The organism is Phocaeicola plebeius (assembly GCF_003437535.1).
GTDB classification, from domain to species: domain Bacteria; phylum Bacteroidota; class Bacteroidia; order Bacteroidales; family Bacteroidaceae; genus Phocaeicola; species Phocaeicola plebeius_A.
In genome coordinates this window covers 20,021-37,483 of the sequence record NZ_QSQT01000017.1, presented here as the reverse complement: position 1 = coordinate 37,483, position 17,463 = coordinate 20,021, and the positions used below count along the sequence as shown (strand labels likewise).

16 protein-coding genes are annotated in these 17,463 nt (G+C 46.4%); 3 read left to right on the top strand and 13 right to left on the bottom strand.

Annotated features, from left to right (window positions below):
* Positions 1–4: 4 nt before the first annotated feature.
* From DXD04_RS09960 to DXD04_RS09910, 11 genes are all read right to left on the bottom strand, one after another.
* Positions 5–643 (bottom strand): hypothetical protein, encoded by a 639-nt coding sequence (locus tag DXD04_RS09960; protein ID WP_004322062.1) that lies wholly within the window; start codon positions 641–643, stop codon positions 5–7.
* Complete coding sequence (locus DXD04_RS09955; protein WP_004310184.1) at positions 643–3,354, bottom strand: TraG/VirB4 family ATPase; 2,712 nt, start codon at positions 3,352–3,354, stop codon at positions 643–645. Before DXD04_RS09955 ends, DXD04_RS09960 begins: the two co-directional genes overlap by 1 nt.
* Positions 3,355–3,464: 110 nt before the next feature.
* Complete coding sequence (locus DXD04_RS09950) at positions 3,465–3,758, bottom strand: hypothetical protein (protein ID WP_004310185.1); 294 nt, start codon at positions 3,756–3,758, stop codon at positions 3,465–3,467.
* Between the two features lie 11 nt (positions 3,759–3,769).
* A complete protein-coding gene (locus tag DXD04_RS09945; protein WP_004322059.1) occupies positions 3,770–4,147 on the bottom strand; it encodes a DUF4134 domain-containing protein in 378 nt (125 codons plus the stop codon).
* A gap of 60 nt (positions 4,148–4,207) precedes the next feature.
* Positions 4,208–4,531 carry a DUF4134 domain-containing protein gene (locus DXD04_RS09940; RefSeq protein WP_004310187.1) on the bottom strand — a complete coding sequence of 108 codons (324 nt, stop codon included), beginning with the start codon at positions 4,529–4,531 and terminating at the stop codon, positions 4,208–4,210.
* Between the two features lies 1 nt (position 4,532).
* Positions 4,533–4,985 carry a hypothetical protein gene (locus DXD04_RS09935; RefSeq protein ID WP_032497462.1) on the bottom strand — a complete coding sequence of 151 codons (453 nt, stop codon included), beginning with the start codon at positions 4,983–4,985 and terminating at the stop codon, positions 4,533–4,535.
* Positions 4,986–5,220: 235 nt separating this feature from the next.
* Entirely contained in the window at positions 5,221–6,108 is an 888-nt protein-coding gene (locus DXD04_RS09930) for a toprim domain-containing protein (protein WP_004310189.1), read from the bottom strand.
* A 106-nt stretch (positions 6,109–6,214) separates the two neighbouring features.
* Positions 6,215–7,321 carry an AAA family ATPase gene (locus DXD04_RS09925; RefSeq protein WP_005777412.1) on the bottom strand — a complete coding sequence of 369 codons (1,107 nt, stop codon included), beginning with the start codon at positions 7,319–7,321 and terminating at the stop codon, positions 6,215–6,217.
* Positions 7,299–7,697: a helix-turn-helix domain-containing protein gene (locus DXD04_RS09920; RefSeq protein WP_004322056.1), complete on the bottom strand. Its 399-nt coding sequence runs from the start codon at positions 7,695–7,697 to the stop codon at positions 7,299–7,301. Before DXD04_RS09920 ends, DXD04_RS09925 begins: the two co-directional genes overlap by 23 nt.
* A 176-nt stretch (positions 7,698–7,873) precedes the next feature.
* Positions 7,874–8,647 (bottom strand): hypothetical protein, encoded by a 774-nt coding sequence (locus tag DXD04_RS09915; protein ID WP_004310192.1) that lies wholly within the window; start codon positions 8,645–8,647, stop codon positions 7,874–7,876.
* Between the two features lie 133 nt (positions 8,648–8,780).
* The gene (locus tag DXD04_RS09910) at positions 8,781–9,911 is read right to left on the bottom strand and encodes a site-specific integrase (RefSeq protein WP_004310193.1); all 1,131 of its coding nucleotides are present in this window, start codon (positions 9,909–9,911) and stop codon (positions 8,781–8,783) included.
* A gap of 257 nt (positions 9,912–10,168) precedes the next feature.
* On the opposite strand from DXD04_RS09910, the gene DXD04_RS09905 reads away from it, so the two are divergent.
* From DXD04_RS09905 to DXD04_RS09895, 3 genes are all read left to right on the top strand, one after another.
* The gene (locus DXD04_RS09905; protein ID WP_117673051.1) at positions 10,169–11,035 is read left to right on the top strand and encodes a DUF3737 family protein; all 867 of its coding nucleotides are present in this window, start codon (positions 10,169–10,171) and stop codon (positions 11,033–11,035) included.
* Positions 11,036–11,047: 12 nt separating this feature from the next.
* A complete protein-coding gene (locus DXD04_RS09900) occupies positions 11,048–12,226 on the top strand; it encodes a MalY/PatB family protein (RefSeq protein WP_117673031.1) in 1,179 nt (392 codons plus the stop codon).
* A 124-nt stretch (positions 12,227–12,350) separates the two neighbouring features.
* Positions 12,351–13,718 (top strand): MATE family efflux transporter, encoded by a 1,368-nt coding sequence (locus DXD04_RS09895; RefSeq protein ID WP_181977478.1) that lies wholly within the window; start codon positions 12,351–12,353, stop codon positions 13,716–13,718.
* A 241-nt stretch (positions 13,719–13,959) separates the two neighbouring features.
* Here the strand turns inward: DXD04_RS09895 and DXD04_RS09890 are convergent, their stop codons facing one another.
* Both DXD04_RS09890 and DXD04_RS09885 read right to left on the bottom strand, forming a co-directional pair.
* Positions 13,960–14,301 (bottom strand): hypothetical protein, encoded by a 342-nt coding sequence (locus tag DXD04_RS09890; RefSeq protein WP_117673027.1) that lies wholly within the window; start codon positions 14,299–14,301, stop codon positions 13,960–13,962.
* Between the two features lie 33 nt (positions 14,302–14,334).
* Entirely contained in the window at positions 14,335–17,463 is a 3,129-nt protein-coding gene (locus DXD04_RS09885) for a type I restriction endonuclease subunit R (RefSeq protein WP_117673025.1), read from the bottom strand.

The window sequence follows — 17,463 nt, the reverse complement described above, 5'->3', positions numbered from 1 at the left end:
CGTTTCAGACCTCTTTTATGTATTCCGGTTCCTTGTGATTGAAATACCACCGTTCAGATTCGATACAATTCTCCGTGACAAGTCGGCAGAACATATCATGTATGATGGTAGTATCCTTGATGGCCCTTTTGATCCGGGCTTCTTGGGAGCCGAACCATCTCAAAAAGAAAGGCTGGTTTAGATAAGTTTCGCGCACGGTCTGATAACGTAGCCATCCCAAGTCACTTAGTCTTTTTTCACTCATCGGACTACTGTTCAGTTCCCTGAATAGTTCTTCTCGAAACCTGTTTTCATCGAAGACAGGTTTGCTGTTACATAGCCTGTCGCACATATCGTAAAACTCCTTTTCTTTGGGGTTTTCTTCATAATACCGGTTCAAATACGCTTCCAGTTCTACATCGGACATACCCAACCGAAGGGAATACTCTGCCAACAACCGTTCGATGGCGGCTACTTTGTCCGGTGTCATGTCATCCATGCGGAGCAGGTTCTCCTTGGACAGCATACAAAACTCCCGGAGGGACAAAACAGTGAGTTCCGGATTGCTGACAGAGATTTGTTCGCGCGTCAAGCTGCTTTCAAACCCCATCATATTTATCCCGTAGCCCAGTGACAGGGTGATTAAAATCCTTTTCGTTTTCATTATGATGTTATTTTAGTGGTTAAGTTCAGTACACATCCCGCTTCATTAACTTTCTGCGCAAACGGCAATGCCTTGCCGATACCGCTGGTATTCCAGTCGCGGCAATATGCCTCGATAGCCTCTTGGTGGCTGCATTGTAACTCGCGCTTGTAAAGCTTCAGAGCCTCTTTCTCCGCTCGTTCGGTCGTGTAAGTCATGTAGCACTCGCGCGGTTCTTCCACGCCATAAACACCGCTGGTCGTGCCCCGACGGATAAACACCTCGCGGAAGAAGCTGCGTCCTTCCTTGTTTTCAAGGCGGTTAATGGTGAAAATTTTCTTACAGTCCACGTCCGTTAGGCCAAGAATCGTCTTGATGGTGTCGAAACGTTCCTTGAATTTGCTCTGGTCAAGCAGCATCACCACATCCGAGTTATTGATGATGGCCTCTTTCACGATTTCGCTGCCGATGATGTCTTGTATTTCCTGTGTCACCACGCCCACACTGGCCCAGAATTTACGCGCTGTTTTGTACATAAATTTAATGTACTCCGCCATCAGCGGGCTGGCGATGGCTTTCCATGCTTCCTCGATGACAAGGACTTTGCGGTTCTTCTTGATGCGCATTTTTTGCAAGAAAACATCCATGATAATCAGCGTGACCAAAGGAAAAAGCAGCGGGTCATCTTTTATGCTGTCGATTTCGAAGACCACGAACGTCTCGTCGAACAGCGAGCTGTCCATGTTCTCGTTCAGCGTTTTTTCGTGGTTGCCGCCCAAATAGAAGTCCTTCATCATATAGCGGTATGTCGAGAGGTCGATGCCCGTGATACGGTTCTCCTCACAGATATCCGGGATGCGCTGCACGGAATATTCATAGAAAGAGTTGAATGACAGTTCCTCCACTTTCAGTTCCTTGCGTCGGCCCTCTATCTCGTCAATGATACCCTCGATGCGGACCGCGCGTTCCCGTTCGCTTTCGTGCCGCTTCTCACTGCTGTTGCGGTCATCAATAACGAGGCTCTTACGCAAGTCCTCACGCTGTTGGGGTGTGAAGCCCTCGAAACCATTGAAGTAGGCGTCGTAATATTCCGTGATGACGTGCTCTATCAGACGGTCTTCCGTCTTTGTGACCGTTCCCTGCGTACCTTTCCAGATAAGCAAGACGAGGTTTTTCAAGAATCCCGTTTTTTCTACGTTCATCTCTTCCCGATTGATGCGGAACGGATTCATCGTGATGGGCCGTTCCTCGGTATAGCTGATATACTTGCCGCCGAAATACTCGCATAGCCCCTCGTATGAGTTACCCGTATCGACCATTACCACGTCCGTCCCCTGTTCATGCAACTGGCGCACGACGGAGTTCATGTGGAAACTCTTTCCGCTGCCCGAAGGCCCCAGGCAGAAAAAATTCGAGTTGTCGGTCAGCTTGTTCTTTCCCTCTTTTCCCGTGATGTCGATAGCTACCGGAACACCTTGACGGTCAGTATAATAAATTTTTATCGGCGTTTCCTCACTATGCTGCACCCGTTCCTTGTACATCAGGCATACCGCAGCGTCGGAGAGGGTCAGAAAACGGTCATATTCCTCGTTCAGGCTGTAACAGTTGCCCGGAAATGAACTGACGAACAGTTCCAGTTGGTTGTATGCACGCTTACTGATATGTATGCCCATGCGCCCAAAAGCGTTTTCCAAGTGATTCGTGCATTTTTGAAGGTCGGTGTCGGCAGGCACGCCCACCACCATGTTGAAGTGCGTGTACACGAGCAGTTTGCTTTCACGGGCTATTACGTCCTGTACCTGCTTGATGTCCTCTACGGCCATTTGGTTACTCGGATTGGGGATGCTTGCGTGCCGGTTCTTCTTTTTGTCGAGTAATGCCAGTTCACGCTTCTGACTGGGCAGGAAAATAATTTGGTTGTACACCACCGTTTCTGCGTTCGGAATATTATCCACCACCGAGACAAGATCCACTGGCATCTCGGTATTATTCACCTCGATATTGGTATAGGGACGTATCAGCGAGGGGAGTGCGGCGCAGTCCACGTCCACGAGGCTGTACACCTTACAGCGTTTATCACCCATAGATACCGTTTCGTCGTCAGACTTGACATTCGTCATCGAGACCGTACGGTCTTTGAAGTTCATCGCAAAGTAACGGTCCACATATTCGCTTGCCTCGGCTTTGTTCAGGAATTTCACTTGTACACCGCTGTCGCGTAGTAGGTCTCGAACCTTATAAATCTTCACGAGGAAATCGCGCCATTTCTTGCTATCGTAAGAGAAAAGACGGCTCTTCTTGGCTTCCTGTGTGATAGTCAGATAGCAAAGGCTGTCCGTGTACGGACGCCCATTAAAATAACGGAAGTACGATGCCGAAAGAAATTCTTGATTATGCTCCGGCTCCTTCGCGAACTGTTTTCTCACGAAGATGTCCTGTTTGTGTAAGGCATATCCTTCGCCCAGTGTTTGCGCAAGGGCAGAGAATAGATGCGTGAAATCGTAATAGCTGTCAATGTCCGCCGAATACTTCTGTACCGGATTTTCGATTTTTAAGACGGCGGAATATTCACCCGTCTTGGTGTACAGCACACCCACACCATCTGTATCTTCCACAGAGAAATAGATATTCTGAAAGATGTGCTTGCGCTTGCCGCCCGTACCGAACGTATAGACTGACAAGGCCATACCCGTACATAGGGCGATGAAAAATAAAATGATATATAGGGTCATTCCGATATGCGTTCATTAAATAGGGGCAGGTCTGCCTCGGCTGGAGGCGAACCCGCCCGCGTTCAACAATCAATCAGCCACACACATTGCCGTGATGGTTTTTCTTATAGTCATACTTTGTGCGAATAGGCATACACATACACTCCACGTTTTACATTTTTGCTGTGCAGCCCTTTTCGCTGTTTGAGGATGATAAGCACGATTCCCGCAGATAAGACAGTTGCCAATACGACCAGTCCGGCCACAAAGCCCATAAGACAGTAGGCGGCGATAAAGCCCACAATGGCTCCACCAGCCACGCCTGCCGCCCAATAGATGTAGCGACCTTGTAATCCCATCAGCTCCAAAGGCCGTTGTAACCCCTTGAACAGCGGATAATCCGGATAACGTCCGTCATTAATCATTTCTTGACTGTTTATGCGTTAATTCCGAAGAACAGAGGTAATGCTTGGGCTGCCGCAATCAAGAAAAGGCACGCCCCAACTACCATCATAATCTTCTTCTTGACATCCTGTTCCTCGTTGTTCATGGCGATATACACCGAAATGGCTCCGATGATGGCCACGACACCAGCAATGGCATAGCAGAGTTTGACCATGACAGGAACGTATTTCACAATTTCCTCCGCTACGGTTGATAGAGCTGTCGTACCGGCCGAGTAATCGCCTGCCGTACTTTGAGCCATAGCAGGTATGCCTCCCAACAGGGCAATGATTAACATTCTTACTTTGGTGGAAACTTGCATGATAGTTTTCTTTGCCTTTCGGCACATTCTTTTAAATTTCTGAAACATATTTATTACATTTTTGTGGTACTCTTGTTTTTGAATTTATTTTACACTTCTATCAGCCACCTATATGCGGTAGCCGAAGAAAGCAGGGAACACGATTGAAGCTCCAATGATGAAGAGGCACGCACCGACAAGTGATACGATAGACTTCACCACGCCGTCCTCGCCTGTGTTCATTTTGATATAGATCTGGAGCGCGGCAACGACTACGAAAACCGAGGCGACAGCGTAGCAGATGTACAGCACGTACAGCATCATCGTCACCACGAAGTCGTGCATCGTTGCCAGTGCGTCTGCACCCCAACTGTAGTTTACGCTGCCACTTTTGGCGAATGCCGCATAAGGGACAAAGCACAATGCACATAATATTTTTTTTGCTTTCGACATTTTACAATCGGTCTTTGAGAGGTTTCCACACCAGTTCCGGACGGTTGCCCGTCTTTCCTTTGGCAAGCATCGCTTTGTACAGTTCGTCTGCCGTGTATGCGTCCGACAGGTAGGTCTCGGTTTCTTCCATCTGTTCCTCCGCTTGGGCTTTCAGGCGTTTTAGCTTCTCCGCCACGGCTATCTCGCCATTATTGTCTGCGGTTTCCGTCTCCTGTGGTGCAGGCGAAGCGGTAGGGGCAACATCTGTTTCATATTTCTCATTACCCACATTGAATCCCGTATCGCTCTCCGTCACGTACACACTCTGTTCATCTTCTGGCGCACCGAGGTCAAATACCTCTTCTTCCGGCTTGCCATTTCCTTTTTTTCCATAAAGGTCCTGCACGATGATAACTGCATAATAGACGAGATAGGCAACCGTCAGGACAATGGTGAAAATAAAATATGATTTCATATATTTTTGTATAATATGATTTTTATATTTGGTTGTGTGTGCAAAATAAGAATGGATAATTTGAAAGATAAAATTATTGATTATAAAACGTATCGTTTCAATATAATATTTTTTCAAAATCTAAAAATCATATTTCAAAATCATATTCAAATATGATTTTGGATAAGAAAACAGGAAAAGTCGGGATATAAAAAAAAGCCCTCCGTGATGAAGGAGGGCTTAGGGAGCGGTTTTTTCATTGTTTCTTCCCACGTAAGTAGTCGTTCAGGTCTTTGTAACCGGCATAACAGTTTGATTCGTTATAGACGCATCTGCCATACATCCCGGCTATGGTTTCCACTGTCTTTTGTCCGGCAAGGTCATTGTCAAGGTAACAGTGAATATACGTGTATTTTTGCAAATACGTCAATGTCCTTTTCAGATTACTGACCGAGTTCATAACAAGGTAGTCACAGGGGGCATTAATGCAAATGGCACTATCGTCCGTCTGTTTTAGGGTTAGATAGGACAGAAAGTCCATGAATCCTTCAAATAGGCAGACACGGCTCTGTGCCTCACCACGCGATTGGGGTATCAAGGAAATGTCCTTGTTCTTGATACATCCTTTGTAATAAGGGTTTCGTACCTCGTATCCACCGGATATATTGCCAAAGGCCAGTGCAAAGTAACGTCTCTGGCGCAGTTCGTAATGGACTTCCTTGCAGAACATTCGTCCGATATCCGAATCAATCATACGTGAATGGAGATATGAGAGCAGTGCGTGGTGTCGCAGCGGCACGATAATCAAATTCTTCATGTCGGCTTCCACTGGTCGAGAGGTTGCGGGCAACGCCCGGGTTTTCGGCAGCGACACACCATTGACATACCGTTTGATGTATGCTAATGCTTCACTCACACTTTTAGTTCCGCAAAGGTACTTACCCAGTTCCACAAGGTCGCCTCCGGTGGCCTCACCAAAATCATACCATTCATTCAGCCGGTCATTGACTTTGAACGATGGCGTCACCTCTTTCCTGAGAGGCGAAAGATACCAATATTGCTCTGATTTCATATACTGCGCACGGTGGCCGAGCTGGGCCAAAAAGTCCACGATACGCACTCGTTTTGCTTCGTCTATGGTCATATTAAATTTCTTTTCACTTGTTTGTACAAAAGCGGTTTAGTTTAGTTTGCGCCCCTATATATATAAATACTAAATTAAACTGAATTATATAGGCCCGCGCCCGCTCTCATTCTTCATCGAAAAGCATGGTTTCTGCCTGTGTCATGTCATAATAAAAAAGTTTATCTCGTTTGATAACCAGTTTTAAGGTGTCAGTCAGATATTGCAGCAGTTTGACCATTACGTTTCTCCCACGCTTAAATCCGATTGCCTCGTAAGCAGTCATCATGGCTTGCAGCATATTTTCAAACCCACGGATAGGTTTGTCTCCAAACGCAGCGGAAAGGGCTTCACGGTGCTGTTCGATGCTTAGTTCCATAAAACCCGTCCGTTGTTTCGGTTTCTGATGTGGGGCATTCTCAAACAAATGCCCTTCTGCGAGAACCGGGAGCCCACCCTCATTGACAGTGAAAGCAAAAGGTTTAAACTCTTTCTCACGGATATGTAACGCATGGACCTCGCTGATGTTGGGACAATCATTGTTTTTGCTGATGACCAGTACAGTCTCCGCCTTGTTGCTCATTTCCGTACCGATATGCCCGCGCACATTGTTATCTCCTTTATTCAAATGTAGCACACAGTGGATATGCAGGTCATACTTTGATGACCATTCCATCATCTTGTTAATGACTTCCACGGACTCACCGGTACTGTTTATGTCAAGCATCAGGTCACGGATACCGTCGATGATAACAAGTCCGTATCCTTTTCTTTGACGTAAGGCGTAGTCGATGACCCCAATGCGTATTGCCGGAGAGTATTCGCGCAAGCAAATAAAGTCGAGGTTTTCACTGTCGGTTGTAGTGGGCAGTCCGGCAAGCCGCAAGATGCGTTCCAGTACATTGTGACAATGGAAGCGGCTCTGCTCCGTGTCCACGTACAGAATCTTGCGTTTACCTTCCGGGAGGTGCGCCCGGTAGTTCAGCACTTGTTTCCCTGCCAGCGATGCAGCGACAATGGCCGAAACGTTAAATGTTTTTTTTGATTTCGCCTTGCCGGTTGATGCGCTGAAGTTGCCGAGCGTAGCAATGGTCGAGTTGTCTATCCAGATAATCTGTGGCGGCGTTTCATAGGTATCCGTCGCCCGAATCTGCGAGGCGGAGAGGATATCCGATAAGAAATCCTCCTCCGGCCTCATATCCACATTATATTCAGTTCTTCTTTCGTTTTCCATGGCGTCTTTGATTAAAGAAAGGTTGTGTGGCAGCGGCCTCGTTTGCCATACGTGCTGCTTCATCTACGGTTGGTTCATAATTCTGCAAAAGCCATTCGTCCAGATCTTCTTTGGCGAAATATATCATTTTGCCACGTGGCTTGTAGTGCGGAATCTCCTTGCCTGATGTTAGCTTGTACAGCATACTCTCGGATATTCCGATATACATACAAGCCTCTTGGAAGGTAAACACCTGTTTGGTGGTATATATATTTTTTTCCAGCAATGCGATGCGTTCCAACAGACTTTCTATCGGATCTAATTTCTTTAGGATGGCTTCGACGCTTGTAAGCCGTTCACTCAGCCGTTCCATGAATGTCAATCTATTATTTTGCATAAATGAGTTATTATAAATTTAGACAATGAAGTATATCCTCCGTTATGTAGCGCGCTAACGGAGGTCAAAGATAGGGCAACCCAAAAGGTCAGCGTGAGTTTGTACCGTGATAGTAACCACGTATCACGGCAACTGTCACGCTTTTACCTTTCACATACTTCGCTTATTGGCACTTCTTACCACTCTCTCAGTTCATCAATGGCTCGTCTGATACCGTAACCTGTTGATGTCATGTTGTTACGCAAGGCAGACAGAGCGGATGAAAGGCTTGAAGCTGAAACGAATCCTTTTCCATCCTTGGTTTGCAAGAACCGCCCACTACTGAGAACGGACTGCCATTTGGCTTGGATAAACGAGTGCTCAAGGAGTGTATCAAACAGGATGGCCACATGGCGGATATTGTTTACACGAATACAGAATCCTTCTTTACAGGAAAGCAGGGCTTCCATATCTTCAACGTGTAGGGTAGAAACGCAAAACAGATGATAAGCATTGGCACAAGCTGTAATACCTATCATCTGTTTACGAGTGAGATTGCATCCAAAAGAAAGAGGATAAATTCTTGTCGGTCCATCTTTGCAGCACGTGACGGACTGTGATGGTGGCACAAACGTATCATACGTTCGTTTCAGTTCCATACACTTCTCGAACGAGAAGTCTGCTTCGGTAAAAAATGCTCGGATAAGATGGGAGCAATCGTTTAATAGCCCCTTGACGATATGAATGTTCATTTCATGGCAGTTCCGGCAGACCGCATGGTCACAGTCGATATACCGGTGGCTGTTTACGAAATCCTCCACGTAACGGTAGTACTGCTTATTGCCCGTCACGACATCACGGAGATACATTGTTTTTGCTTCAACGAGCAATGCGAATAATTCTTTCGCTACATCCTGTTCTGCAACAAAATGGTGCAGATGTTTTTTCCCTCCAAAAAGAGAGAGAGCCATTGTTAGGTCTTTTCATGATGAAATATTTTAAATTGGATTTATATGATATATTATAAGAGTGTTGCTCCCGAAAGAGAATCCTGTCGGAACAACACCCTTATAAGTGATTACATATCTGATGTTCATTGCATTGTCAATCGAATAAACCGTTGGTCAGATTTACTGCATCGTCTTTTTTCTTATTGACGATTTTGGCATACACTTGGGTCATCTTTACAGATGTATGACCGAGTAATTTAGATACAGTGTACAAATCGGCCCCCAATGTCAGCATCATTGTGGCGAACGTGTGGCGGGCGGTATGAAAGGTGAATCGCTTGGAAATTCCGGCGGCTTTGGCCCATGGTTTGATAAGCTGGTTGATACCAGAAGGCAAATCGAACACATGGTCGTCTGCTGTCTTGTCCCCACGTTCCGGCATCCACTTCAACGCTTCATTGGAGAGCGGAAGGTAAATCGGTTCTTTCGTCTTCTGCATGGCTACTGCCAAGCGGTATTGGCCGTTGTCAATAAACACATCTTTCCATTGCAATCCGATAATGTCACTGATACGTAGTCCACAGAAGCAGGAGAACAGGTAGGCACTTTTTACCCCTTCGTTCTGCATTGGTGTAGCGATTAATGATCTCACTTCTTCAATAGTCATATACGAACGCACACTTTCCGGCATCTTGGGCTTCTCCGATTTTTCCATTTCGTTGAATGGATTCTTTAAGATCCGTTTCGCACGGACAGCGGCATTTAACGCACCGTTGAAAATCTGGTAATAGGTATTACGCGTAGAAGCCGAGATGGGTTTTCCTTTGGGACGGTAGTTTGTCAGCATATAGTCGATATAGCCGTGGCAAAAAGTGAGGTCAATCTGATTTAATGTGAATCTTTCTCCTGCATACTCTTTCAAGATATCGGTAACAGATTTTATCTGGCCTATGTTTTTCTTACCACGTTTCTTCTGTTCCTCTTTATAGAGTTGCATCCAGTCCAGCAGATAAACCTTATCCTTGTGATTCATGATACCGGCTTCACCACTTGTCAACTCTATGATACGCTTCGATTTGATTGCATTTGCGGCAGCCATTGTCGTTTCGTTCTGTTGGCGGGCATTACGATCCGTTTCCGGAATAAGATACATTTTCAGATACTCGTATGTCCGCTTACCATTTCGGTATATATCCAGATACAAACTCTTGCTGCCATTGGCCAACTCCTTCGTCCGAAGACGAATCGGCTCCTTTACTTTTATTGGCTTTCTGGTCCTTGGCATATTTGTGTCCTTTTATTCGTTATTTCCTATCACAAAGGTACAAATAAAAAACGAAATCAAGAAACAAACAAGAAACAAAAATGCACCTAAAAAAAGCAAAGCAACAGAAAACGTAGAAAACAACTGAAAATAAAAACTCGTATATAAATTATTGATATATAGATGATTTATCTATATTTATTTGGAACTTGTTTTCATTTTATATATGTCTTTATGATTATTGGTAAGTAACAGATATGATTGGAGGAGAAAATTATATGGAAGTTATCAGAAATTCAGAATTCGGGGGCGAACGCCCTTTGTTTGAGTCGCATAATCTGCGTTTGGAAAACGTAATAATCCGTGCCGGAGAATCGGCCATCAAGGAGTGCAGCAACATTGAGGCAGTAGATTGCCGTTTTGAGGGGAATTACCCTTTCTGGCAAGTTCACGGTTTTAAGATTGAGCGTTGCTATTTCGATGTGGGAGGACGCTCGGCGTTATGGTATTCCGACCATCTGCAGATGAGGGATACCGTGATTGACGCTCCCAAAATGTTCCGCGAGATGAGTGAGGTTGACATTGAAAACGTCACGATGAACGATGCTGATGAGGTATTCTGGCGTTGCAACGGTATCCGTATTAAAAACCTTAAGTTGCATGGAGGAACTTATCCCTTCATGTTCAGCAATGACATTTATGTGGACGGACTGGAGAGTGACAGCAAGTATGTTTTCCAGTATGTGAAGAATGTGGAGATTCACAATGCCAAGATTACCACCAAGGATGCTTTCTGGGAAGTGGAGAATGTGACTATCTACGATTCAGAGCTTAACGGCGAATACCTTGGCTGGCACTCCAGAAACCTCCGTCTGGTGAACTGCCACATCACGGGCGAGCAGCCGCTTTGCTATGCACACGACCTTATACTGGAAAACTGTACGTTTGGGCCAGACTGCGACCGTGCCTTTGAGTACAGCACGCTGAATGCCGATATCCGTGGTGCCATAACCAACATTAAGAATCCTACATCGGGACGTATCGTAGCCGACGAGTACGGCTCCATAACCATTGACGAGAACATCAAGGCTCCTGCCGACTGCGAAATCCGGCTTAGAGATGAACGTACCTGCTTTACCGACTAAAATGTGAGGACCATGAAATACGACTTTGATACAATTATTTCCCGCCGGGGAACCAATTCCTACAAGTGGGACAGTCTGCCGGCGGATAAAGATATACTTCCCCTTTGGGTAGCCGACATGGATTTCCGTACGGCGCCGGCAATTACTGAAGCACTAACCAGACGTGTAGCGCACGGCATATTCGGGTATGTGCGTGTCCCCGATGAATACTATACGGCAGTAACCCGCTGGTTTGGAAGGCGCCATCACTGGACTTTCCGTAAAGAGTGGATGATATACACTTCCGGAGTAGTTCCGGCCGTATCTGCTGTCATCAAGGCTTTGACCCAACCTGGAGACGGTGTAGTTGTGCAGACTCCTGTGTACAACTGCTTTTTTTCATCCATCCGTAACAACGGGTGCCGCGTTGTCACCAATCCTCTGATATACGAAGATGGTACCTACCATATCAACTTTGACGACCTGGAACGTAAAGTGAAAGAACCGGGCGTAAAGTTGCTGCTTTTGTGCAACCCGCATAATCCTGCAGGACGTGTATGGACCCGTGAGGAACTGTGCCGGATAGGAGAGATTTGTCTGCAGAATAATGTGACCGTTCTATCGGACGAGATACATTGTGAGCTTGTTTTCTCCGGATATACCTATATACCGTATGCATCTGTCAGTGAGGAGCATTTGTGGAATTCCGTGACCTGCGTATCACCCAGTAAATCCTTTAATATTGCAGGATTGCAGATAGCCAGCATTATAGCCCGCGATGAGACCGTGCGCCAGCGGATAGACCGTGCCATCAACATTAACGAGGTGTGCGATGTCAATCCTTTCGGGGTTGAGGCTGCCATCGCCGCTTATAATGAAGGTGAGGACTGGCTTCTTGAGTTGTTGGACTATCTGAAGGGCAACTATGACTATCTGTGTGCATTCTTCCGTACCCACCTGCCTGAAATACCGGTGACAAAGCTGGAAGGAACCTATCTGGTGTGGACAGACTGCAGGGCACTGCATTTGCCGTCTGATACCTTGCAGACCCGTCTGCTGGAAACTACCGGACTCTGGCTCAACAGCGGTACCATGTACGGAGCCGAAGGAGAAGGATTCCTGCGCTGGAACATTGCCTGTCCGCGTTCGGTATTACAGGATGCCCTGTCGCGTTTCAAGGGCTTTGTCGATGCCTTAACAACAGAAGAATGACCCGATGAAACGTAACTTACCTGAAACGGACACAAATGGAGCCTTACCGGAGCAATCCAAGGAGCATCCGGCTGCAAAAAAGAAAACAGATGTGTTGCTTGACCTTATCCGTGACGGCCGTCCGATGACCTTGCGACAGCAGCTGCGCCTGACCGTAGAACTCAGCGTTCCGGCCATTATAGCACAGCTGTCTTCCATCATCATGCAGTATATCGATGCAGCCATGGTGGGACGTATCGGTGCAGAGGCATCTGCTTCCATCGGACTGGTATCGACCACTACATGGCTTTTCTGGGGACTCTGTACGGCTGCCGCTACCGGATTCTCTGTACAGGTGGCCCACAAAGTCGGAGCAGGCGACCTGAAGGGAGCACGTATGATTCTGCTGCAGTCACTTGCCGGCACACTGGTCTTCAGTCTGCTGCTGGCCATATTGGGCGCGAGCATCAGCTCCTCACTGCCGGCATGGCTGGGAGGCGATGTTTCCATCCGTCGGGATGCTTCCATTTATTTCTTCATATTTTCTATTTTCCTGCCTGTCCTGCAAATGATTTTTCTGGCAGGCGGCATGCTGCGTTGTAGCGGAAATATGCGCATTCCCAGTTTGTTGGGCGTCATCATGTGCGTACTGGATGTGGTATTCAACTTTTTTCTGATTTTCCCGACACGCGGATGTAGCATAGCAGGCATGCAATTCACTATCCCGGGAGCCGGACTTGGTGTGAGCGGTGCTGCCCTGGGTACGGCTGCCGCAGAGACCGTCGTCGCCAGTGTGTTGCTCTGGTATCTGCTGACACGCTCAGAGAAACTGAGCTGCCACATCCGGGAAAGCCATTTCCGACTGAAAGCTGACACGTTCAGGAAAGCACTCCGTATCGGTTTCCCGATGGGAATAGAACATGTGGTCATTTGCGGGGCACAGATTCTGACGACAGTCATTGTAGCGCCACTCGGAGTCTTTGCCATTGCAGCCAATTCTTTTGCCATTACGGCCGAAAGTCTTTGTTATATGCCCGGCTACGGAATTGCGGATGCGGCCACCACTCTTGTCGGCCAGAGCATCGGAGCCGGGCGGAAGAAGCTGGCCCGCAGCTTTGCCCATATTACCGTACTGATGGGAATGGCCATCATGGGCGTAATGGGTATCCTTATGTATCTGTTCGCCCCTCAGATTATCGGGATGATGACTCCTGTGGAGGAAATCCGTCAGCTGGGGGTAATGGCTTTACGCATCGAAGCTTTTGCTGAGCCGATGTTTGCGGCCTCTATTGTTGCATACGGTGTCTTTGTCGGAGCAGCCGATACACTGGTTCCATGCCTGATGAACTTATTCAGCATTTGGGCTGTACGTCTGACTCTGGCTGCCTGGCTCGCCCCGACACTGGGACTGCAAGGCGTATGGATTGCCATGTGCGTAGAACTGTGTTTTCGTGGATTTATCTTCCTTGTACGTCTGAAACGTGGACGATGGCTGAAATGCGATAAGACGTAATTGATGAGAATTACCGAACCGGCAACCCAGGTAAACGACAAGGCTGTGGCATCAGTTCTCAGAAGACTTTATATCAAAAAAAACACCGATCATCGGAATATGGTAAAGTCGTATCCGGTGGTCGGTTTCATTTCTTGTCTTTTTGTTTGCCTGTTATTCTCGTTCAAAATGGGCAAATGTGAACTATATCTTTCCATTCTTTTGATTGCTTCTTTTCTTGTACCCATTCAGTAGCTTTATCCTATATTCGTGGTGTTACGAATACAAATGTGGCAGATGCTTTGTCATATTTTAATGGATCCTTTGTCCGTTTATTATAATCTTCATTCGCTTTTTGAAGGGGATTTGCGTTAACCCCACATTCCCAAAGTGAAATTCCGGGAGAAATATTAAAGATTGCATCAGCCGATTCTACTACGCCGTCCCAACCTGTTAAATGAACTGCGTCTCCATTGGAAAATCTAATATTACTTGTGTTGGTTAAGGTTGCTCTTATCAATCGTAATATTAATTCTGGTAACAATCCTTGTGCAGACCTTGTATCTGCCCATTGTTTGATAGTTGTAGATGTAATCCATTTCATATTTAGTCGTCTTTTATTGTGTTTGGTAAAATCTTATTTTTTATTATATTCCACCCTTTCTTCCGCAGCCATAGGATAATCACTCTCATGAAAGTGATATACTTTCGGCTCATTTGCAGGCATTTCATTGTCTGTCCATTGCTCACACTGGCGAATAACGGTCTCAAGCGCATTTGCTGCTTCTTCAGGTGGGTAATGATACTTCTTCAGCAGACGCTTGATCATTTTGCGCATGCCGGCACGGGCTGATTCCTTTTTCTGCCAGTCAATGGTACGGTTCTTCCGGAGAATTTCCGTCAGTTCCTTGGTCATGGCCACCAGTTCCTCATTGGTATATACATCATGTACGGCCTGAGGCTGGGTCAAGGCATCGTAGAAAGACTTTTCTTCACGTGTCAGCCCAAGGTCATTTCCGGCAGCTTCGGAGGATGAAATTTCTTTTGCCAATTTCAAAAGTTCTTGTATTACCTCTTCATTCGTAAGCAGTCCTTTCAGGTAGTTCGATAAGGAACGATTCAGCAGGTCAGAGAACTTTTCAGCCTGCACGATGTTGGTTTTCTGATACAAGGTCACTCGTTCTGCCAATAACCTTTTCAGCAGTTCAACGGCTATGTTCTTTTCCTTCATTTTGGATATATCGTCAAGAAATGCCGCATCAAACAGAGAGAATTCAGCCTTTACATCAGAGAAAAGATTAATCACTCCTTCACTCTTGATGCTATGTTTGAGCAACTCTCCAATTCTTGCATTAATTTCGCGTTTGGATACCTTCCCTTTTCCCGTCATTCGTGAGAGTAGGGTACGGACTGCTTCAAAGAATGCCGCTTCGTATCGCTGTGATTCGTCTAACAAGCTTCGGCACAGGGTAAGAGAGTTATGCAGAAGCAGTGCTTCTTTCAGGAACATCTGGTGCTGTTCCTGCTTGGCTGGCGACATGATGAAGTTCACCCCGCCTTTTATGATTTGAGCACATTCCAGATCGGATGCTGTTTGGAAATTGCTGTAATCGTAGCCGTGGAATAAATCGCGGCAAACCTCTAATTTTTCCCTGAATTTAAGTAAGGCCGTTTCCTTAATATCTGGATTTCCAAAGTTCTTGCGGTCTCGACGGGTATAATCGTGCATAGCCTCTTTCAAAGCTTTAGCTATGCCGATGTAGTCTACCACCAGTCCGCCCGCTTTCCCGTTGAACACCCTGTTTACACGGGCAATGGCCTGCATCAGGTTATGTCCGCTCATGGGCTTGTACACGTACATTGTAGCCAATGATGGTACGTCAAAACCGGTTAGCCACATATCCACTACAATGGCAATCTTCATCGGGTCCTCATTGTCTTTGAAACGCTTGGCGAGTTCCTTCTTATACTGTTTGTTACCGATAATATCATGCCACTCTTCAGGGTCCTTGTTGCTGCCGGTCATTACCACCTTCACCTTTTCCGTCCAGTTAGGACGCAGTTCAAGCAGTTTGTGGTAAATACTCATTGCGATAGGGCGTGAATAGGCCACAATCATAGCCTTGCCCGTCAGCTCATATTGTCTGTTTTCTTCGTAATGCTTCAGAATGTCCCTGCACAGCGAATCGATTGTTTCCGGAGCACCCAAAATCTCTTCCAGGTGCGACATTTCCTTTTTGCTCTTCTCAATCTGTTCATCCGTAGCACCTTCCTCGGCAAGTAAATCATATTCCGAGTCAATGGCTCTCAATGTGGCTTCGTCCAGGTTCAGATTGATTACGCGCGATTCATAGTATACCGGACAAGTGGCGCCATCAGCCACCGCCTGAGTCATGTCGTACACATCGATATAGTTACCGAAAACCTCAACCGTATCCCTGTCTTTTGTAGATATGGGCGTACCTGTAAAACCAATGTACGATGCATTCGGCAGGCAGTCATGAATAATCCTTGCAGTACCTATGACATGCTTGGCAATGTCTTCTCCTTTCTCATTCTTGGTCATGCGGATTTTCTCTTCAAATCCGTATTGTCCGCGGTGTGCTTCGTCGGTCATCACCACAATGTTTTTCCTGAGCGACAAAGGCTCGGCCGATTCTTCAAATTTCTGCATGGTGGTGAATACAATTCCGTTTGCTTCACGCCCGGCCAGCAGAGCCTTCAGGTCTTCGCGGCTTTTGGCCTGTACGGGCACTTGGCGCAAGAAATCCTTACACTTGGCAAACTGAGTATAGAGCTGGGCGTCCAAATCGTTGCGGTCTGTAATTACCACGATGGTAGGCTGGGAGAGTTCACTTTGCAACAAGTGAGCATAGAACACCATGGAAAGCGATTTTCCGCTACCTTGCGTATGCCAGAACACGCCAATCTTACCGTCATTCTGTACAGCGATTTTCGTTCGCTCAATAGCTTTCTTTACTGCAAAATACTGATGATACCCGGCAAGAATTTTTGCGGCTCCTGCTTCGTCTTTCGAGAAGCAGACAAAGTTCTTGATAATATCTAAAAGGTGCTCTTTCTGGAAGATGCCTTCGAAAAAAGTATCATAATCGGCAAAGTCCGTGCTTTCATAATCACCATCTTTGGTCTTCCACTCCATGTAGCGGTCTTCCTTGCTTGTCAGCGTTCCGGCCTTTGAGCATGCCATGTCACTCATTACACAGAACACATTATAGATGAAGAGTGATGGAATTTCTTTCATGTAATTGCGTAGCTGTAAATAGGCTTCCGATGCATCCGTTTCTTCGCGTGAAGGAGACTTCAGTTCCATAACCACAAGGGGAAGTCCATTTATGAAGATGATGATGTCTGCCCGCTTTTCGGAGTACTCCACAAAAGTCCATTGGTTCACCACCTGGAAGTCGTTGCGCTCAGTGTGTGCGAAGTCTATCAGATAGACAATGTCATTCCGTTGCTCTTTACCGTCAAAATAGGAAACTTCTATGCCATGTTGCAGATAGTCCATAAACAGCTCGTTTTTCTGTGTCAGACTTCCGGTATCAATGCTCTTCAGTTTGGCTACAGCCTCATTTATTGCCGTTTGTGGCTTTCCTCTGTTCACATTGCTCAGGCTTTCCATAAGCTGTTCTTCATAGAACGGCACATAGTAATCACGCTCTATGTCAGGACCATAAAGATGCGTATAGCCCATCTGTTCGAAGAGAGCTGTCACGGCTTTTTCGTAATTGTCTTCTGTGAATGACAT